Below are 18,804 nucleotides of genomic sequence, written 5' to 3' on the forward strand. Positions count from 1 at the left end.
TTGATTTGAAATTCGACATTTTAAAAGGAAATTTGTGGTTTACAAATTCCAAATTAATTCAAAAGCCAATCGTATCCTTTGTCTTCTAATTCTAAAGCAAGTGATTTATCACCGGTTTTGATGATTTTCCCATCGGCTAAAACATGAACAAAATCTGGCTCGATATAATCTAAAAGTCTTTGGTAGTGCGTAATTAACAAAACAGCGTTTCCTTCTTTTCTAAAAGAATTCACTCCGTCTGCAACAATTCTCAAAGCGTCAATATCTAATCCTGAATCGGTTTCATCCAGAATTGCCAACTTCGGATTTAACATCATCATCTGGAAGATTTCATTTCTTTTTTTCTCGCCTCCCGAAAATCCTTCGTTTAATGAACGGTTTAGAAACTCTCTTTTAATGTTCAATTTTTGCGAGTTTTCTTTTACCAAAGCCAACATTTCTTTTGCTGACATATTTTCTAAACCTTTTGCTTTTCGGTTTTCGTTAATGGCCGCTTTGATAAAGTTCGTTACGGTAACTCCGGGAATTTCTACCGGATACTGGAATGAAAGGAAAATTCCTTCATGTGCTCTTTCTTCCGGAGCATCTTCAACGATGTCTTTTCCTTCGAAAAGGATTTCTCCGTCAGTTACTTCGTATTCTTCTTTTCCTGCGATAACAGAAGCAAGGGTTGATTTCCCGGCTCCGTTTGGTCCCATGATGGCGTGAACTTCACCTGGATTTATTTGTAGGTTGATCCCTTTTAAGATCTCTGCTCCGTCTTGGATTCTAGCGTGTAAGTTGTTAATTTTTAACATAATATGAAATGAGGTAATTAGATAATTTAAAAGTTAATTACTTCCTGTTTTTTTACTGTTGTGATATATAAATTCTTTAAAAAAAGTTTTGAAATGATTGTTCAAATTGAACAATTAATTTTTATCCAACACTTCCTTCTAAAGATATTTCTAATAATTTCTGTGCTTCGATGGCAAATTCCATTGGTAATTTATTCAATACTTCTTTTCCGAAACCGTTGACGATCAAAGCAATTGCTTTTTCTGTACTGATTCCTCTTTGGTTGCAATAGAAAATTTGATCTTCACCAATTTTTGAAGTAGTTGCTTCGTGCTCTAATTGTGCCGTCGGATTTTTAACTTCGATATATGGGAAAGTATGTGCGCCACATTCATTACCCATTAATAAAGAATCACATTGTGAAAAGTTACGTGCTCCTTTTGCAGAAGGCATCATTTTCACTAATCCTCTATAGGAGTTGTTTGATTTTCCAGCGGAGATTCCTTTAGAAATAATCGTTGATTTTGTATTTTTCCCGATGTGAATCATCTTGGTTCCTGTATCAGCATATTGATGATGATTGGTTACTGCGATTGAATAAAATTCTCCAATAGAGTTATCACCTTTCAAAATACAACTTGGATATTTCCAGGTTACGGCAGAACCGGTTTCAACTTGTGTCCAGGAGATTTTTGCGTTTTTCTCACAAATTCCTCTTTTTGTTACGAAATTGAAAACTCCACCTTTACCTTCTGAATCTCCAGGATACCAGTTTTGTACAGTTGAGTATTTTATTTCAGCGTCATCCATTGCAATTAACTCAACAACCGCTGCGTGCAGTTGATTTTCATCTCTTGCAGGTGCAGTACAACCTTCTAAGTAAGATACATAACTTCCTTCATCAGCAATGAGCAAAGTTCTTTCAAACTGCCCACTTCCTGATTTGTTTATTCTAAAGTATGTTGAAAGTTCCATCGGACATTTAACGCCTTTTGGAATATAGCAGAAACTTCCGTCTGAAAATACGGCAGAGTTTAGTGCTGCGTAAAAGTTATCTCCTCTTGGAACAACTTTTCCGATATATTTACGAACCAATTCCGGATAATCACGAATTGCTTCTGAGATTGCACAGAAAATAATTCCTTTCTCTTTTAGTGTTTTTTGAAACGTAGTTTTTACAGAAACGGAATCAATTACAATATCCATTGCAACACCTGAAAGTCTTTTCTGTTCCTCAATATTGATGCCCAATTTTTCAAAGGTTTTCAATAATTCCGGATCAACTTCATCTAAACTTGCTAATTCCGGTTTTACGGTTGGTGCAGAATAATATCGAATTGATTGAAAATCAGGTTTTTCGTAAGTCACATTAGCCCAATCAGGCTCTTCCATTTTCAACCACATTCTATAGGATTCCAATCGCCATTCCGTCATCCATTCCGGTTCTTCTTTTTTAGCAGAAATCATCCGCACGATATCTTCAGATAAACCTGTCGGAAAATCGTCATATTCAATATCCGTGGTAAAACCGTATTCGTATTTTTGATTTTCAAGATCAACCCTAAGGTCGTCTTCAGTATATTTTGTAGCCATTTTAAAAAATTAAAAATTTTATAGCGAGAAACTCTCACCACAACCGCAAGTTCTGTTTGCATTCGGATTATTGAACACAAAACCCTTCCCATTCAATCCTGCTGAGAATTCAAGTATTGTTCCTGCTAAATAAAGGACTGATTTTTTATCGATAATAATCTTGATGCCGTTATCTTCAAAAACCTGATCTGAATCAGTTTTTACATTATCAAATTTCAGAACATATTCTAAACCGGAACAACCGCCGCTTTTTACACCGACTCTTATATAATCTTCCAAAGGATTGAAACCGTCTTCAGTCATTAACTGAATGGCCTTTTCTTTTGCCAGATCGCTTACTTTAATCATTGTTTTTATTTAGACTTATTTTAGATTGCAAAATTACTAATAATATAATGAAATTCAAATTTGCTTCGGTATATTTGTCTATCGATGATATAGACACCTTTATTTAACTTTTAGGAATAATTATTATCAAAAAACAAATTATTAAAAATGAAAAAAATAACTCTTCTAATGTTGGGGATTTGCTCCCAAATAATTTTTGCTCAAGCGAATCGTTTTGTCTATCAGGTAACCATGAAACCAGACTCCACAGATCGCGCTACCACTAAAACAGAAACTGCAAATCTTGATGTTTCGGCAAATGGTTCTATTTTTTATGCTGAAAATCGAATGAAGAGAGACTCCATCATGGGCAGAATGAGACAGACAGGAAGTTTTAATTTCGATCGAAGTCAAATGCAAGGCTTAAGAACGAATCTTGATTTCCTTATTGAAAAAGATTATAAAACAGGAAAGAAATTATATAAAGCAAGAATTCTACGGGATCAATATGCTTACGAAGAAGACCGACCAATGGACTGGAAAATTCTACCAGAGACGGCCAAAATTGGGGAGTACAAAACTCAAAAAGCAGAAACTCAGTTTGCAGGAAGAACTTGGTACGCTTGGTTTACGACCGAAATACCTTTTCAGGATGGGCCGTATAAGTTCTCTGGCTTACCAGGTTTAATTGTTAAAGTTGAAGATTCTAAAGGCGATTACAGTTTCGATTTAAAAGAAGCCAAAAAAATTAATGAAATCGCCAGTTTTGATCAGAGAGGAAATACGATTGCTGTTAAAAGAGCTGCTTTTGAAAAACAACAGGAGCAGTTTAGAAAAGATCCAATGGCTGCAATGGCTACAATGGGAAATCAAATGAGAATTACGATGGATCCTAATCAGCGCAAGCAAATGGAAGATCGACAAAAAGAGGAAACTAAGAAAAATAACAATCCGATTGAATTAAAATAAAGCATAAAAAATCCCGGTTAGCAATTGTTAACCGGGATTTTTGTTTTAAACGTGTTATATGTTTTCTTCTGTCTTCAGCCATTTTGAACTCGATAAATAATGTTCATCTGGATAGTAAATAAAAAGACAATTCTTTCCTTTAATGGTATTAATAATCGGTTCAGCCAACGCTCTCGGAACAGCAGGACAACCCCAACTTCTACCCAAACGTTTCTGACTTTTTATAAAACCTTCGCTTACATAATCGGCTCCGTGCATTACAATTGCTCGTTTAAAAGCAGCGTCATTATAACCAGAATCCATTCCCAATAATTTCAACGAATAACCATTAGAACCATTGTAAGTGGTTTCGGTGATAAAAAATCCAAGACTGCTTTGCAAAGAACTTTCGGTATTTGAGAATTTCTGAGCGAACTCTTCACCCGTGTTTTTTCCGTGTGCGACGAGAGAATTATAGAGTACTTTCTTTTCATTCAAATCAATGACCCAAAGTCGCTTCTCCTTTGAAGACAAGGAAAAATCGCAAATGGTCAGGAGATGAGAATCTTCATCTAATTTTCCTTCTTTTTTAAGATTCGTAAATCCTATAAATGCTTTTGAAAAAACGTCGGATTGGAGTTGATTGATATTTTCGAAACCGATGGAGGAATAAATTTCTTCCGCGTAGGCTGCGGTGGTTTTCGGTTCGGATTCTACGACTAAATTTTGTTCTTGTGTTTTTGTGCTGGTTTCTATTGGTTCTCTCTTTGAATCTTCTACTTTTAAGAAAGAAGTAGCGAAAAATAAAACAGGAACCAATATTAAAAGGACTTTATTCATTCAATATTATGTTAAGTGATTTTCAGTTGGCAAAATTACAATTAATTAGTTATCAAGCAATTGGAAGGTGGTTTTTTAACTTTATTTAAGAAGATTTAACGATAATCAGGTTAGTTCGATTATATTTATTAATTTTGCAAAAGCATGTCAAGAACTTTGAAAATATTTTTTATCGTTTTGGGATTAGGAATTTTCATCCTTCCCAAGCAGATGATTTATGCTCAAACGACTTTGGAATGTTGCGATCAGAAATCGACAAAGGAAGATTGTTGCAAAACAGAAAAAACCAAATCTTGTCATTCTGATCTTTCAAAAAACAAATCTGAGAAAGATAATTGTGGTGATGATTGTACCAATTGTCATTCTTGCACGGTTAATTTCGTGATGAATTATCTTACGCCAGAATTTAATTCAAATTTAAAAAGAAATTTCTTTATTCAAGATCTTAATTTTGAGTACGGAAATTCTTATTTCTCTTCTAATATTCAAAACATTTGGCAACCGCCTAAAATAGGTTAACACATTCGATTACAGCCAAAAGAATGTTCTTTTGGCAACCTTATTATGTTAATTAACTTATTTTAAAAATGAAAACTTTGTTAAAAAGTCTTTGCTTATTTTCCCTATTATTTACTTCTTTCTTATTTGCTCAAACCATTACTAAATCAACGTTCTTGGTTAAAGGTGATTGTGCAATGTGCAAAGACAGAATCGAAAGCACCGCTAAAAAGACAGGTGCAAAAACCGCTAACTGGAACGCTGATTCCCAAAAACTTGAAATTGAATTCGACTCAACCAAAACTTCTGCTGATAATATTCTAAAGAAAATTGCAGAAGTTGGCCATGACAATGAAAATTACACAGCATCAAATGAAGTGTATGAAGAACTTCCTTCATGCTGTCATTATGAAAGAGAGCCTTCTTTTCTGAAAAAAGAAATTTCTGTAACAACTGCAAAACAAGACAATCAATTTTATGTTCGTGGAAATTGTGGTTCCTGTAAAGCAAGAATCGAGAAAGCCGCAACAAGTGCTGGTGCAGATTCAGCAGCGTGGGATGCAGACACACAAATCGTTACCTTAAACTTTGATCCTGCGAAAACTTCTGCAGATTTAATTTTGCAAAAGATTGCAGAAGTCGGTCACGATAACGAAAAGTACACCGCAAAAGATGGTGTTTACGCAAAACTTCCCGATTGTTGTTTGTATGACCGTGCGTTACCACTGGGCGTAAAAAGCGATTTGGTTCACCATGACGAAGCGCCTGCTCCAGCACCAGCTACGAATAAAGATTTTTCTCAAAATGCGGATCATTTTGATAAATCCATTGAAGAGATTCGCTTAATCAAATTAGCCGAGGCAACGGCTTTAAGTAAGAAAGAAACCGGATTAACTTTTAATATCGGTACCAAAGAATTATTGAAAGCCGCATGTTGTAATTTATCTGAAAGTTTTGAAACCAACGCAACAGTTGATGTTTCATTTACCAACGCCGTTACTGGAACGAAACAATTGAAGATGCTGGGTTTGGATCAGAAATATACCGCTTTAACTAAAGAACTTTTGCCCTCAATTCGTGGATTGGCTGCACCTTATGGGTTGAATTTAATTCCTGGAAGATGGATCGGCGGAATCCAGTTAACAAAAGGTGGAAGCACTGTAGTTAATGGTTATGAAAGTATTACGGGACAAATTAACACCGAACTTTTAAAAACCCAAGAACAACCGGAAACCGCTGTCAATTTTTTTGCAGATGCGCACGGAAGAGTTGAAACCAATATTACATCTACTTCTCAACTTAATGAACATTGGAATCAATCGGTTTTGCTTCATGGGAACGCAACTTTAGGGAAAACCGATTCTAATGATGATGGTTTTTTGGATCAACCCACTGGAAATCAGATCAATGCTACATATCTTTTAAATTATAATGACTTAGAGCATTCAGGTTTAGGAACTCATTTCGGAATTAGTTTTGTGAAAGATCAGCGATTCGGAGGGCAAACTGCTTTTGATAAAAAGATCGACCGTTCCCAACAAAGTGCTTACGGAGTTGGAATCGACCTTTCGCGTTTTGAAATCTGGAATAAAACTGGATATATGTTTAAGGATAAACCCTATCAAAGTATCGGTTGGATGAATCAGTTTACGACGCATCAACAAGACAGTTTCTTCGGACAGAGAAACTATTGGGGAAATCAAAACACGTTTTATTCCAATTTGGTTTTTGAAAGTATTATTGGAAACACGAACAATAAATTCAAAACCGGAGCAAGTTTTTTATACGATCAATATGATGAAGATTACTTGACTGAAAATTATAAAAGAACAGAAACCGTTCCCGGCGTATTTTTCGAATATACTTTAACAGGTTTGAAGTATACTTTGGTTGCAGGTGCCAGAACAGATTTCCATAATTTGGCAGGAACTCAGTTTACACCAAGAGTCAACTTTAAATATGATGTTTTTGATAAAACAATTCTTCGACTGTCTGCGGGACGAGGTTTTAGAACAGCAAATGTTTTTGCGGAAAGCCAGCAATATTTCGGCTCAAACAGACAAATTGAAATTTTAGGAAACGGTGGAAAAATCTATGATTTGAAACCTGAAATCGCTTGGAATTACGGAGCAAGTATTCAACAGGAATTTAAATTATTCAACAGGAAAGCGAGTTTAGTTGCCGATTTTTTTAGAACAGATTTTCAAGATCAGGTGTTGGCCGATTTAGATGTTTCGCCACAGAAAATAGTTTTCTATAATCTGGATGGAAAATCTATTGCCAACAGTTTTCAAACGCAACTGGATATTACACCAGCGAAAAACTTGGAAGTAAGAATGGCCTATAAATATTACGATGTGCAGGCAGATTTCATTGATGGGAAAAGACAAATCCCTTTTATGGCAAAAAACAGAGGGTTCTTTAATGCTTCTTATTCTACCGATAAAAACGATAAAGGTGGTTTCTGGAATATGGATGCAACACTCCAATTAATTGGAAAACAGAAACTACCAAATTTGAATGCTAATCCGTTGGAATACAGATTGCCGGAATTTTCAAAAAGTTATTCAACGCTTAATGCACAGATTTCAAGAAACTTCAATAATAGTATTCGCGCTTATGTTGGTGGAGAAAACCTGTTAGGTTATACTCAGAGTAACCCAATTATAGACGCTCAGAATCCCTTCGGCAATTACTTTGATGCGGGAATGGTCTATGCGCCGATTATGGGAGCGAATGTATATTTCGGTCTGGACTTTAAATTCTAATTAAATTACCTATTTTTGAAAAAAAAGAAAACATGAGAATATTACCATTAATAATAGCCAGCGCTGCAATTCTTTATTCCTGCGATAAAAAAGAAGAAATTTTAACAGAAGGTTCTGAACTTACAGCAAAGGCAAACGATTCGATGACTGTTGCTAATGATGATTCTACGCTAAAAATAGCGGAAAATGTAGAATTGCCTTCAGAGGTTTCGCCTGCTGAAATTACGGCTGCAACCGCTGGTGTAAATAATTCAAGTTCAAGTGCAAGACCTGCTTTGAATCCCGAGCATGGCCAACCTTATCACCGTTGCGAAATTCCAGTGGGAGCGCCGATAGACAGTGCACCACAGCAAAACGCAGCACCACAGGTAATGCCACAGCAGAATACTGCAGTCAATAATTTTAATACCAATCCGATTTCGCCATCAATGTCTCCATCTGCTCCTGCACCAGTGCAGGCAACGGGTCCGAAGCCGGCTCTAAATCCAGCGCACGGAGAACCTCACCACCGGTGTGATATCGAAGTTGGTGCACCATTAATTTAATAGAGTTAGAAGCGAAAAAAAAATTACGTAACTTTTAATAGAATAAAACCTCGACCTGGTCGGGGTTTTTTAGTCTAAATAAACCAATTCCCCAGCGAATTCGTCATCAAGATTTTTCAGAACTTTTGCAGTTTTTGTTTTTTCAATTAATCCTTTAACAAAGAAACTCGTTTCAAAAAACTGTCTGTGAACACCTGGAAGAAGCTCCATAAAATAATCTAAACCGACTTGGTTATTGTGCAAATCCATTTTTGTTTCTAAAGGTTTATTTGGAAAAAGTTCTTCGTGTAAATCAGTCATTTTCTTGCAATAATCCTGGGCTTTTTGGGGCGAAGAAATTTTGCAGCAGTACATCATAATCAAGCACGTCCAAAGAGAGTGGCGAAAAGCGTTTCCGACCCCGTTGTTGGAATGTGATTTGGGAAAATGTTTTTGTGCTAAGGAGAAACTTTTTAAGGTTGCATAAAACCCAAGAATTGAAAATAGTGGATGCGGAAGTGTTAATCGCAAAAGTTTCATGATCTTGTCGAAACTTAAGGATTTTAAAGCATTGAATATTATGGTGATGTTCCTCATAAAAAGAAATCCCACCTCAATTGAGGTGAGATTTTATGAATTAGTTCAACTTTGTTAAGAGTGACTTAAAAGGTTTACTGTTTTAGCAACTTTCTCTTTGATTTCAGTTCTTTTAACAATGAAATCTACGAAACCTTTTTGCTGTAAAAATTCCGAAGTTTGGAATCCTTCCGGTAAATCTTTACCAATGGTTTCACGAATTACACGTGGTCCGGCGAAACCGATTAAAGCTCCTGGTTCTGCCATGATAATATCTGCGGTCATTGCAAATGAAGCGGTAATCCCACCAAATGTTGGATCACATAAATAAGCGATGTATAATAAACCGGCTTCTGAAAGTTGTGCTAACTTTGCTTGAACCTTTGCTAACTGCATCAATGAATAGGTTGCTTCCTGCATTCTGGCTCCACCAGACTGACAGATAATCATGTAAGGAAGCCTGTTTTCAATACAGTAATCCACTGCTCTGCGGATTTTTTCGCCCATCACAGATCCTAAAGATCCACCGATAAAACTAAAGTCCATACAAGAAATCACCATCTTTTCTCCATTTACAGTTCCAACTGCATTTCGGATCGAGTCTGTGAGTTTCGTTTTGGCTTTTACTTCTTTCAAACGATCTTTATACGCTTTGGTATCTTTGAAATTCAACATGTCTACACTCTCCACATTAGCGTCGAGTTCCGTGAAATTGTTATCATCAAAAAGAATCGAAAAGAATTCTTTACTTCCAATTCTTACATGGAAACCATCTTCTGGTGACACATAATTGTTGGCTTTAAGCTCTTCGTGTTCGATAATTTTCCCAGTCGGTGATTGATGCCAAAGTCCTTTGGGTACATCTTTCTTATCTTCCGTAGAAGTGGTGATATTTTGAGTTTTCCTTTTAAACCAGTCGAATGCCATTGAGTTTAATTTTAGATTATAAATTTCAGATTGCAAATAAAAACAAAAAGCCTTTAAAAACAATATCTAAAATAATTTAATTACAAAGTATTAATATTGTTCAGGTCTTCAAAAGCCCGAACCAATCTTGCGCTGAAGGTTTCTTCTCCTTTTCTAACCCATCCTCTTGGGTCATAGTATTTTTTGTTCGGTAAATCAGCACCATCTGGATTACCAACTTGAGTTCTTAGATATTCCACTTTTTCTACCATGAAATCTCTAATTCCTTCAGTATATGCGAATTGTAAATCAGTATCGATATTCATTTTGATAACCCCATAATCGATTGCTTCTCTAATTTCTTCTAATGAAGAACCTGATCCACCATGGAAAACGAAGTTAATTGGTTCTGCTCCAAGACCGAATTTCTCTGAAACATATTTTTGAGAATTGTCAAGAATTTTCGGAGTTAATTTTACGTTACCTGGTTTGTAAACACCGTGAACATTACCAAAAGCAGCAGCAATTGTGAAGTTCGGGGAAATTGCATTTAGTCTTTCGTAAGCATAAGCAACTTCATCTGGCTGAGTATATAGTTTTGAAGAATCTACTCCAGAATTATCAACACCATCTTCTTCACCACCTGTGATTCCAAGTTCGATTTCTAAAGTCATTCCCATTTTCGCCATTCTTTCGAAATATTTACAAGAAATATCAAGGTTTTCTTCGATTGACTCTTCAGATAAATCCAGCATGTGAGATGAATAAAGAGATTTTCCTGTTTGTGCAAAAAACTCTTCGTTCGCATCCATCAAACCATCAATCCAAGGCAATAATTTTTTAGCACAGTGATCGGTATGTAAAATTACCGTAGCTCCATATGCTTCTGCTAAAGTATGAATGTGTTTTGCGCCAGCGATTCCTCCTAAAATAGCGGCTTTTTGCCCGTCATTGCTTAATCCTTTTCCTGCGTTAAAAGCAGCACCACCATTAGAGAACTGAATAATCACTGGTGAATTAAGTTTTGCAGCAGTTTCGAGGGTCGCATTTACGTTGCTTGATCCAATCACATTTACTGCGGGAAGTGCAAATTTATTTTCCTTTGCATATTGGAAAATGTCTGTAACCATTTGCCCGGTGGCAACTCCTGCTGGAAATTTCTTGCTCATAATTGATATTTTTATAGATTTATTTTTTGCTGTTTTTTGGAACAGTAAAGTTAAGGATTTAAAGTCAAATGTTTAATTTCTCTTATCATTTCCCCAAAGCAGTTTCTGACGGATTGTTTCATAGAAACTTAAATTGGTTGGATGAATCAACAGTATTTTGAAATGCGCTTTTCGCAAGATGATTTCTACATCGGTTTCCATATGAAATAATCGAGAATCAAGTGAGAGCGAATATTGTGGAACGCGGCTTTTTACCTTTAAATGAATTTCTACATTATCATTAACAATCAATGGGCGAACATTTAAATTATGAGGTGCAATTGGTGTTATAACAAAAGTATCATTGTTTGGCGTAATAATCGGTCCACCGCAACTTAGGGAGTACGCAGTTGATCCAGTGGGTGTAGAAATGATAATTCCATCGCCCCAGAATGTATTAAGAAATTCACCGTTAATATAAGATTCTACTGTAATCATGGCGGTCGTTTCTTTACGTGAAATCGTTAAATCATTTAATGCAAAGGGGAAAAACATAGAGTTATTTGGCGACACAATTTCAATAACGGAACGTTCACTGATTTTCATGTCTCCTTTAATAATTCCATCGAGTTCTAGAAAAACTTCTTCTTTAGTGAAGCTTGCTAAGAAACCCAGTCTTCCAGTATTTACCCCAACAACAGGAATTAGTAAATCCTGCACAAAAAGTAGGGAATTAACAATGGTGCCATCGCCACCGAAAGTAAAGAATAAATCTACTTTCATTTCTCGTAAATCTTCTTTACCAGCAAAGGTTTCAAAGATTTTGGAGAATTGCATTGCATTGGCCATTTCCTCGTAAAGCACTGCTTGAACTCCTCTTTTTTCAAGTTCGGAAACAAATTTACTCAGATACAAAAAGGTATCTAAATCATTTTTTTGAGAATAAATGGCTGCTTTCATCTGTTTTAAAATTCCATGTATTTTTGAAAAAATCCGAAACGGTCTTTCAATAATTCTTCTTTCTCATCATCGTAATATTTCAGAACCACGTTATAGCCGTATCTTTCAAATGTTTCATCTATTGAACTGAGGTTTTCGCTGCTTATTTTCAAAGTGATTTGCACATCATCTTCTACAAAAGCACTGATATAGCAGCCGTAAATTTTACCGTTATTGGATTCGACAATCTTGCAGACATCGGTCATAGAATAACTTCTTTTATTGATTTGAACCACTAACAATGCTCCGTTTTCTGAGAATAAGGGATATTTTGCGAATTCACTGAAAACATCGTCACAAGAAAGATATCCCTGATATTTTTCCAGTTTATTAATAATCGGAACAACGTTGCTGTTGAACGTATGAAAAAGTTTAATTGAATCTAAAATATTTCCATCATCAAGCAAAGCGAATTTTTCATAGTGATGCTCAAGTGTTCCTAATGTTCCTTCCGGACTTTCTTCTAAAAACTGCTGACTCAGCGCTCCTTGAAAAAAACCTTTTTTCTTAATAAAAACATGGGAATAGCCAAATTCCTTGGCTACTTCATTTGCCTCTTCTATGGAATCACTGGTATTGAACGCAGGATAATCTTTAGAAATGTAATCTTTGATAAACATTAGCCAAATTTAGGAAAATATTAAAAGAGAAAGGGCTTTTTTAAGATAATTTAAAAATTGCAAAAAAAGATTTGGATGATATCATATTAAAAATATATCTTTGTCGCCTTTCATTTTTACTTTTTATTAGATTTATTTAAAACCGCAGCACTTTCGAGTCTTGCGGTTTTTCTTTTTTAGGGGTTTTTGCTCTTAGGAAAATCAATCCGGCAAGAATGATAAAAGCACCTACAAATTGCATGGTTGTTAATTTTTCGCCATCCAATATTCCCCAAATTACCGCAACGACCGGCATTAATAATGTTACTGTTGAAGCAAATAAAGGCGTGGAGATATTGAGCAAGCGATAATTCAGCATCATTGCCAAACCCGTCCCGAAGATCGAAAGCAAACTCACAAAGCCTAATCCAATGAACAAATCTTTGTTGGGATGAAAATCATTAAAAAATCCAGCAAATACCAAAGCAATAAGCGATGGAACAATTAGGACGAAAGAGAATACAAACCCCGAAAGGATTTTGGCTGGAATATCGGAGAGTTTAGATTTCACAGTGGTCATGGAAATTGCGTAACCTAAAGTTGCAATCAAGAGTAAAACAATTGGTATTAATTTTAATTCTCCGCCTTCACCACCTGAAAATGCCAAAATACAAGCACCTACAAAACTAATCCCAACTCCGATCAATTGTCTTTTTGTGGTTGAAAACTTCCAAAACAGAAAACCGACAATAATTACAAAAATCGGCATCATCGAATTGACAATCCCTGCAATGCTACTGCTAACCGATGTTTCTGCAATTGGAAAAAGAAACATTGGGATAAAATTCCCAGTCAATGCAGCAAGAATTAACCACTTTAAATGTTTTCTGGGAAATTTCCTAATATTACTAATTGCCATTGGAAGCAAAAGAATCCCTGCAATTAAAACTCGCAAAGCACCTACTTCATAAGGGTTGAAATGTTCTAGCGATTTTTTAATAAGTATAAATGAAGAACCCCAAATAATGGAGAGCGTTATCAGCAAAACCCATTTTTCTTTTTCAGGATTCATCGTTATTATTTTTTAGAATTTTTAAATAGTCCTTTTTTGAAATCATGGTTGCTCCTAAACTTTCCAGATGCTCGGAATGAATTTGACAATCGATTAATTCAAGATTTTTTTTTTGACTTTGGATAAAATGAATAAATCCAGCTTTTGAAGCGTTGCTCACTTTTGCAAACATGCTTTCACCACAGAATACTTTCCCAATTTGAATGCCATAGAAACCGCCTACTAATTCATCATTTTGCCAAACTTCAATACTTTTGGCAATTCCGTTTTTCTGAAGGATGACAAAGGAATTAATGAGTTCTTCTGAAATCCAGGTTCCAACCTGATCTTTTCTAAAGGTGTTTTTACATTCTTCCATGACTTTGCGAAAACATTTATTTTCGGTAAAGGTAAAAGTCTCATCACGTAAAATCTTTCTCATCGATTTAGAAACTTTCAGATCTTTCGGGAAAAGCACAAATCTTGGATCTGGACACCACCATAGAATTTCTTCGCCAGGATTATACCATGGAAACAATCCTAGTTGATAAGCGAAATACAATCTTTCAGCAGACAAATCTCCACCTATTGCCATGATTCCAGATTCTGACTCCAACAGAGCGGGATCAGGAAAGGAGATTTCATTTGGATTTAGGAGAATCATGTTAAAATTAAATCCCGCCGTAAAAGCAGGATTTATATTTATTAAATTTCAATATTAGAAAGGTAAATCGTCTTCGTCTTCTTCAAAAACGCCTTTTCCTTCTGCCGGTTTCGTTGCAGATGGAGTTGCTTGAGTTGGTTCAAAACCGCCAGCAGATTCTACATTTTCAACTTTCCAACCAGTGATTGAGTTGAAATATTTTACCTCTCCTTGTGGTGAAGTCCATTCTCTACCTCTAATATTGATGGAAACTTTCACTTTATCACCTTCTTTTAGTTGATTAAGCAAATCTCCTTTTTCTTGTAGAAATTCGATATTAATAGGTTGCGGATACTGTTCTTCGGTTGTTAAAACCATTTCTCTTTTTTGAAATCCGCTCGCAAACGTCTGAACTTCAGTTATTTTCTTTACTGTTCCTTGTAATTCCATGATATAAATTCGTTAAAGGTGTAAAAGTAATAAAAAGGAATCTAAAAAGAAAGTTCTGCGGTTATTTTCGAAAAAATAAAAAAATAAAAAAAATAGTTTGGATTAGTTAGAAAAAATCTTTTATATTTGCACTCACAAAAAAAGAGAAAGAGTTCATTTAGCGGATGTGATGTAATTGGTAGCCATGCCAGACTTAGGATCTGGTGCTGTGAGGCGTGGGGGTTCGAGTCCCTTCATCCGCACGAAAATTTCTGAGGATTTTTTCAAGAAATTGCGAAAATAGCTCAGCTGGTAGAGCACGACCTTGCCAAGGTCGGGGTCGCGGGTTCGAATCCCGTTTTTCGCTCCACTTTTTGCCTTGGTGGTGGAATTGGTAGACACGCAGGACTTAAAATCCTGTGTCCGTAAGGATGTACGGGTTCAAGTCCCGTCCGAGGTACTTTAAACGCTGTTAATCATAGATTAGCAGCGTTTTTTTTTATTTAAAGTTGAGTCATCTTTTTATATTCTCAATTCCCGATTCCATAAAATTTAAACATCACTTCTTTTCTTTTCCGTATTTTTGCACCATGCAATTTGAATTACAATCAGAATATAAACCCACAGGTGATCAGCCAACTGCTATAAAAAAACTGACCGAAGGAGTAGAAATAGGGGAGAAATACCAAACCCTTCTCGGAGTTACAGGTTCGGGAAAAACATTTACAGTAGCGAATGTGGTCAATAATACCCAGAAACCAACTTTGGTTTTAGCACACAATAAAACTTTGGCGGCGCAATTGTTTATGGAATTTAAAGAGTTTTTTCCTAATAATGCCGTTGAATATTTCGTTTCTTATTACGATTATTACCAGCCAGAAGCATTTATTGCTTCAACCAATACCTATATTGAAAAAGATTTATCTATTAATGAGGAAGTAGAAAAACTGCGACTTTCTGCTACGGCGAGTTTGCTTTCGGGCAGAAGAGATGTTTTAATTGTCGCTTCCGTTTCCTGTATTTATGGTGTGGGAAATCCAAAAGAATTTGAAAAGTCACTTATTTCCATTGAGAAAAATCAAAAAATAACGAGAACCAATTTACTTCATTCCTTAGTTAATGCTTTGTATGCAAGAACTTTAAATGAATTTACACGTGGAACATTTAGAGTGAAAGGTGATGTGGTGGATGTTTTTCCAGCTTATGCTGATAATGCAATTCGATTTCAGTTTTTTGGAGATGAAATCGAAACGATTCAAAGTTTTGATCCGCTTTCCGGAAATGTGATGGATCATTTTGATGAGATTAAAATTTATCCCGCAAACCTTTTTGTTACTTCCAAAGAAACGCAGGTAAGTGCTATTAAGGAAATTCAGGATGATATGGTTAAACAGGTCGATTTCTTTAATGAAATTGAAAAACCTTACGAAGCAAAACGTTTACAGGAAAGGACCGAACTGGATTTAGAAATGATGAAAGAACTCGGTTATTGTAGTGGAATAGAAAACTATTCCCGCTATTTTGACGGCAGATTACCTGGTTCCCGTCCTTTCTGTTTACTGGATTATTTCCCTAAAGATTATTTAATGGTGGTTGATGAAAGCCACGTAACTATTCCACAAGTTCATGCGATGTATGGTGGCGACCGAAGCAGGAAAGAAGTTTTGGTAGAACATGGATTCCGACTTCCAGCAGCCATGGATAATCGTCCTTTAAAGTTTGAAGAGTTTGAAGCTATTCAAAATCAGGTTATTTATGTTTCTGCAACTCCCGCAGATTATGAACTCGAAAAAAGTGGGGGAGAATATGTGGAACAAATTATTCGACCGACCGGATTGCTGGATCCTGTGATTGAAATTCGTCCCTCTTTAAATCAAATTGATGATTTAATGGAAGAAATTCAAAAACGGGCAGAAGTTGATGAGCGTACACTGGTTACTACTTTAACAAAAAAAATGGCGGAAGAATTGACGAAATACTTTACCAAGTTCGGCATTAGAACAAGATATATTCACTCTGATGTAGAAACCTTGGATCGTATTCAAATTATGCAGGATTTACGTGTTGGTTTATTTGATGTTCTGGTGGGAGTTAACTTATTAAGAGAAGGTCTGGATCTACCAGAAGTTTCCTTAGTTGCCATTTTAGATGCCGATAAAGAAGGGATGCTCAGGTCAAGAAGATCCATGACGCAAACGGTGGGTAGAGCCGCTAGAAACCTTAATGGGAAAGCCATCATGTACGCCGATAAGATCACTAAATCGATGCAGGCAACTATTGATGAAACGATTTATAGAAGACAGAAACAAATCGAGTATAATGAAAAACATGGTCAAGTGCCGACTGCTTTAAATAAAAAAATATCTGAGGTGTTGGTGGGAAGAAGCAAAGATTTCCCGGATGAAAAATACACTCAAAAAGAAATTTTGAAACAGGTTGCGGAGCAGAAAGCAAAATATGGTGGTGAAGGTTTGGAGCAGTTGCTTGCGGAAAAACAAAAAGCCATGGAAACTGCTGCAAAAAATCTGGATTTCATTAAAGCAGCAAAACTGAGAGATGAAATCAATGCATTGAAAGAATAGTTGTGTAAATAATCCTTTCCCATAAATAATAAAAAGCATTGAATTTTCAATGCTTTTTATCCTTTCACTTTACTTTTTTCCCATATTCCCGGGACAGGATTTTATGAAATAAGCAAGAGTGAACTCTGGCTTCTATTTTTACACGACTCCTTGTGCCAACATTGCCTCGGCAACCTTCACGAACCCAGCGATGTTTGCGCCTTTTACGTAATTTACGTAGCTATCTTGTTCTTTACCATAGTCTCGACATGCTTTGTGGATTCCGATCATAATTTCTTTTAATCTTGCATCAACTTCTTCAGAAGACCAGTTCAAACGAATTGAATTTTGAGTCATTTCTAAACCAGATGTTGCTACACCACCCGCATTCGACGCTTTTCCTGGTGAGAATAAAACTTTGCTGTCTAAGAAATAATTAATTGCATCAAGAGTTGAAGGCATATTTGCTGCTTCAGTGATACATACTACTCCATTAGCCACAAGTGTTTGAGCATCTTCTAAGAATAATTCGTTTTGTGTTGCTGCAGGAATTGCAACGTCACATTTAACACTCCACGGGCGTTTGCCTGCAAAAAACTGAGCAGTCGGGAATTTTTTAACGAAATCTTCCGCTCTGTTATTTCCAGAGGCACGAAGTTGTAATAAGTAATCCACTTTTTCTCCGGAGATTCCGTCTTCGTCATATACGTAGCCATCAGGACCGGAAATGGTTAAAACTTTTCCTCCTAATTCATTTACTTTTTTAACAACACCCCAAGCAACATTTCCAAAACCAGAAACTGCAAAAGTTTTACCTTTAACTTCTTGTCCGATGGTTTTCAGCATTTGCTCGCAGAAATAAACAACTCCATATCCTGTCGCTTCCGGACGGATTAATGACCCACCATAAGCCAGTCCTTTTCCAGTTAGCACACCGGTAAACTCATTTCTGATTTTTTTATACTGACCAAATAAATAGCCAATTTCTCTTGCACCAACACCAATATCTCCCGCAGGAACATCAGTTTCAGGACCGATATATTTACACATTTCTGTCATAAATGCCTGACAAAAACGCATAACTTCCATATCTGATTTTCCTTGTGGATCAAAATCGGAACCTCCTTTTCCACCTCCCATTGGAAGAGTTGTTAAAGAGTTTTTAAAGGTTTGTTCAAATGCTAAAAATTTAAGGACAGATAAATTTACGGTTGGGTGAAAACGAATTCCTCCTTTGTAAGGTCCAATTGCAGAATTCATCTGAATCCTAAATCCTCTATTTACTTGGATTTCACCAGCATCATCAACCCAAGGAACTCGGAAAATGATAGTCCTTTCTGGCTCTGCCATTCTCTCTAGAAGTTTCATTCCATTGTATTCTTTACGAGTGGCAATGAAAGGAATTACTGTAGTAGCAACTTCTTTTACGGCTTGTAAGAACTCTGGCTCATTTGGGTTTTTCGCTTCAATATTTGCGATAAATTCCTGAATTTTTTGCTCTACGTTATAATGTTCCATAAGAATTGAGAATTATTACTAACAAATTTAATCTTTTTTCAGCACGTACAAGAAAAATTTTAAATATTATTGAATTATTAACAATAATACGGTTTATTT

At 36.0% G+C, this 18,804-nt stretch carries 18 protein-coding genes and 3 tRNA genes; 8 read left to right on the forward strand and 13 right to left on the reverse strand.

The window, feature by feature from the left end; all coding sequences use genetic code 11:
• Positions 1 to 53 precede the first annotated feature (53 nt).
• The 3 genes from sufC to PUH65_RS02905 all read right to left on the reverse strand — a co-directional run bounded on the left by sufC (position 54) and on the right by PUH65_RS02905 (position 2,718).
• Positions 54 to 797 carry a Fe-S cluster assembly ATPase SufC gene (gene sufC / locus PUH65_RS02895; RefSeq protein ID WP_305518375.1) on the reverse strand — a complete coding sequence of 248 codons (744 nt, stop codon included), beginning with the start codon at positions 795 to 797 and terminating at the stop codon, positions 54 to 56.
• Positions 798 to 918: 121 nt separating this feature from the next.
• The gene (gene sufB, locus PUH65_RS02900) at positions 919 to 2,370 is read right to left on the reverse strand and encodes a Fe-S cluster assembly protein SufB (protein ID WP_305518376.1); all 1,452 of its coding nucleotides are present in this window, start codon (positions 2,368 to 2,370) and stop codon (positions 919 to 921) included.
• 18 nt (positions 2,371 to 2,388) lie between these two features.
• Positions 2,389 to 2,718 carry an iron-sulfur cluster assembly accessory protein gene (locus PUH65_RS02905; RefSeq protein WP_305518377.1) on the reverse strand — a complete coding sequence of 110 codons (330 nt, stop codon included), beginning with the start codon at positions 2,716 to 2,718 and terminating at the stop codon, positions 2,389 to 2,391.
• A gap of 147 nt (positions 2,719 to 2,865) precedes the next feature.
• On the opposite strand from PUH65_RS02905, the gene PUH65_RS02910 reads away from it, so the two are divergent.
• Positions 2,866 to 3,666: a GLPGLI family protein gene (locus PUH65_RS02910; protein ID WP_305518378.1), complete on the forward strand. Its 801-nt coding sequence runs from the start codon at positions 2,866 to 2,868 to the stop codon at positions 3,664 to 3,666.
• 54 nt (positions 3,667 to 3,720) lie between these two features.
• On the opposite strand, the gene PUH65_RS02915 is transcribed toward PUH65_RS02910, so the two are convergent.
• Positions 3,721 to 4,485: a murein L,D-transpeptidase catalytic domain family protein gene (locus PUH65_RS02915; RefSeq protein ID WP_305518379.1), complete on the reverse strand. Its 765-nt coding sequence runs from the start codon at positions 4,483 to 4,485 to the stop codon at positions 3,721 to 3,723.
• Between the two features lie 144 nt (positions 4,486 to 4,629).
• On the opposite strand from PUH65_RS02915, the gene PUH65_RS02920 reads away from it, so the two are divergent.
• The 3 genes from PUH65_RS02920 to PUH65_RS02930 all read left to right on the forward strand — a co-directional run bounded on the left by PUH65_RS02920 (position 4,630) and on the right by PUH65_RS02930 (position 8,296).
• Positions 4,630 to 5,004: a hypothetical protein gene (locus PUH65_RS02920; protein WP_305518380.1), complete on the forward strand. Its 375-nt coding sequence runs from the start codon at positions 4,630 to 4,632 to the stop codon at positions 5,002 to 5,004.
• A 68-nt stretch (positions 5,005 to 5,072) separates the two neighbouring features.
• A complete protein-coding gene (locus tag PUH65_RS02925; protein WP_305518381.1) occupies positions 5,073 to 7,751 on the forward strand; it encodes a TonB-dependent receptor domain-containing protein in 2,679 nt (892 codons plus the stop codon).
• A 32-nt stretch (positions 7,752 to 7,783) separates the two neighbouring features.
• Entirely contained in the window at positions 7,784 to 8,296 is a 513-nt protein-coding gene (locus tag PUH65_RS02930; RefSeq protein WP_305518382.1) for a hypothetical protein, read from the forward strand.
• 69 nt (positions 8,297 to 8,365) lie between these two features.
• On the opposite strand, the gene PUH65_RS02935 is transcribed toward PUH65_RS02930, so the two are convergent.
• From PUH65_RS02935 to PUH65_RS02970, 8 genes are all read right to left on the reverse strand, one after another.
• The gene (locus PUH65_RS02935; RefSeq protein WP_305518384.1) at positions 8,366 to 8,872 is read right to left on the reverse strand and encodes a hypothetical protein; all 507 of its coding nucleotides are present in this window, start codon (positions 8,870 to 8,872) and stop codon (positions 8,366 to 8,368) included.
• 54 nt (positions 8,873 to 8,926) lie between these two features.
• Positions 8,927 to 9,778 (reverse strand): acetyl-CoA carboxylase, carboxyltransferase subunit beta, encoded by an 852-nt coding sequence (gene accD / locus PUH65_RS02940; RefSeq protein ID WP_305518386.1) that lies wholly within the window; start codon positions 9,776 to 9,778, stop codon positions 8,927 to 8,929.
• An 80-nt stretch (positions 9,779 to 9,858) separates the two neighbouring features.
• Entirely contained in the window at positions 9,859 to 10,926 is a 1,068-nt protein-coding gene (fbaA, locus tag PUH65_RS02945; protein ID WP_305518388.1) for a class II fructose-bisphosphate aldolase, read from the reverse strand.
• Between the two features lie 72 nt (positions 10,927 to 10,998).
• The gene (locus PUH65_RS02950; protein ID WP_305518390.1) at positions 10,999 to 11,865 is read right to left on the reverse strand and encodes an NAD kinase; all 867 of its coding nucleotides are present in this window, start codon (positions 11,863 to 11,865) and stop codon (positions 10,999 to 11,001) included.
• Positions 11,866 to 11,870: 5 nt separating this feature from the next.
• Positions 11,871 to 12,524, reverse strand: coding sequence for a CBS domain-containing protein (locus PUH65_RS02955; RefSeq protein WP_305518391.1), 654 nt, complete (start codon positions 12,522 to 12,524; stop codon positions 11,871 to 11,873).
• A 136-nt stretch (positions 12,525 to 12,660) separates the two neighbouring features.
• Complete coding sequence (locus tag PUH65_RS02960; RefSeq protein ID WP_305518392.1) at positions 12,661 to 13,575, reverse strand: DMT family transporter; 915 nt, start codon at positions 13,573 to 13,575, stop codon at positions 12,661 to 12,663.
• On the reverse strand, positions 13,565 to 14,218 hold the full coding sequence (gene aat / locus PUH65_RS02965) for a leucyl/phenylalanyl-tRNA--protein transferase (RefSeq protein WP_305518395.1): 654 nt from the start codon (positions 14,216 to 14,218) through the stop codon (positions 13,565 to 13,567). Before aat ends, PUH65_RS02960 begins: the two co-directional genes overlap by 11 nt.
• A gap of 54 nt (positions 14,219 to 14,272) precedes the next feature.
• Positions 14,273 to 14,647 carry a DUF3127 domain-containing protein gene (locus tag PUH65_RS02970; protein WP_193811353.1) on the reverse strand — a complete coding sequence of 125 codons (375 nt, stop codon included), beginning with the start codon at positions 14,645 to 14,647 and terminating at the stop codon, positions 14,273 to 14,275.
• 160 nt (positions 14,648 to 14,807) lie between these two features.
• Between PUH65_RS02970 and PUH65_RS02975 the strand changes: the two genes are divergently transcribed.
• From PUH65_RS02975 to uvrB, 4 genes are all read left to right on the forward strand, one after another.
• Positions 14,808 to 14,889 (forward strand) — tRNA-Leu (locus PUH65_RS02975).
• 31 nt (positions 14,890 to 14,920) lie between these two features.
• Positions 14,921 to 14,996: transfer RNA gene (locus tag PUH65_RS02980), tRNA-Gly, on the forward strand.
• Between the two features lie 6 nt (positions 14,997 to 15,002).
• Positions 15,003 to 15,086 (forward strand) — tRNA-Leu (locus tag PUH65_RS02985).
• Positions 15,087 to 15,216: 130 nt separating this feature from the next.
• Entirely contained in the window at positions 15,217 to 17,208 is a 1,992-nt protein-coding gene (gene uvrB / locus PUH65_RS02990) for an excinuclease ABC subunit UvrB (RefSeq protein WP_305518398.1), read from the forward strand.
• 138 nt (positions 17,209 to 17,346) lie between these two features.
• Here the strand turns inward: uvrB and gdhA are convergent, their stop codons facing one another.
• A complete protein-coding gene (gene gdhA / locus PUH65_RS02995; protein ID WP_305518399.1) occupies positions 17,347 to 18,705 on the reverse strand; it encodes an NADP-specific glutamate dehydrogenase in 1,359 nt (452 codons plus the stop codon).
• Positions 18,706 to 18,804 lie beyond the last annotated feature (99 nt).

The organism is Kaistella sp. SH40-3 (assembly GCF_030686865.1).
GTDB lineage: Bacteria > Bacteroidota > Bacteroidia > Flavobacteriales > Weeksellaceae > Kaistella.

Bases quoted from the DNA above. Each gene is read 5' to 3' on its own strand.
- sufC (WP_305518375.1), bottom strand. From the start codon at position 797: ATGTTAAAAATTAACAACTTACACGCTAGAATCCAAGACGGAGCAGAG.
- sufB (WP_305518376.1), bottom strand. From the start codon at position 2,370: ATGGCTACAAAATATACTGAAGACGACCTTAGGGTTGATCTTGAAAAT.
- PUH65_RS02905 (WP_305518377.1), bottom strand. From the start codon at position 2,718: ATGATTAAAGTAAGCGATCTGGCAAAAGAAAAGGCCATTCAGTTAATG.
- PUH65_RS02910 (WP_305518378.1), top strand. From the start codon at position 2,866: ATGAAAAAAATAACTCTTCTAATGTTGGGGATTTGCTCCCAAATAATT.
- PUH65_RS02915 (WP_305518379.1), bottom strand. From the start codon at position 4,485: ATGAATAAAGTCCTTTTAATATTGGTTCCTGTTTTATTTTTCGCTACT.
- PUH65_RS02920 (WP_305518380.1), top strand. From the start codon at position 4,630: ATGTCAAGAACTTTGAAAATATTTTTTATCGTTTTGGGATTAGGAATT.
- PUH65_RS02925 (WP_305518381.1), top strand. From the start codon at position 5,073: ATGAAAACTTTGTTAAAAAGTCTTTGCTTATTTTCCCTATTATTTACT.
- PUH65_RS02930 (WP_305518382.1), top strand. From the start codon at position 7,784: ATGAGAATATTACCATTAATAATAGCCAGCGCTGCAATTCTTTATTCC.
- PUH65_RS02935 (WP_305518384.1), bottom strand. From the start codon at position 8,872: ATGAGGAACATCACCATAATATTCAATGCTTTAAAATCCTTAAGTTTC.
- accD (WP_305518386.1), bottom strand. From the start codon at position 9,778: ATGGCATTCGACTGGTTTAAAAGGAAAACTCAAAATATCACCACTTCT.
- fbaA (WP_305518388.1), bottom strand. From the start codon at position 10,926: ATGAGCAAGAAATTTCCAGCAGGAGTTGCCACCGGGCAAATGGTTACA.
- PUH65_RS02950 (WP_305518390.1), bottom strand. From the start codon at position 11,865: ATGAAAGCAGCCATTTATTCTCAAAAAAATGATTTAGATACCTTTTTG.
- PUH65_RS02955 (WP_305518391.1), bottom strand. From the start codon at position 12,524: ATGTTTATCAAAGATTACATTTCTAAAGATTATCCTGCGTTCAATACC.
- PUH65_RS02960 (WP_305518392.1), bottom strand. From the start codon at position 13,575: ATGAATCCTGAAAAAGAAAAATGGGTTTTGCTGATAACGCTCTCCATT.
- aat (WP_305518395.1), bottom strand. From the start codon at position 14,218: ATGATTCTCCTAAATCCAAATGAAATCTCCTTTCCTGATCCCGCTCTG.
- PUH65_RS02970 (WP_193811353.1), bottom strand. From the start codon at position 14,647: ATGGAATTACAAGGAACAGTAAAGAAAATAACTGAAGTTCAGACGTTT.
- uvrB (WP_305518398.1), top strand. From the start codon at position 15,217: ATGCAATTTGAATTACAATCAGAATATAAACCCACAGGTGATCAGCCA.
- gdhA (WP_305518399.1), bottom strand. From the start codon at position 18,705: ATGGAACATTATAACGTAGAGCAAAAAATTCAGGAATTTATCGCAAAT.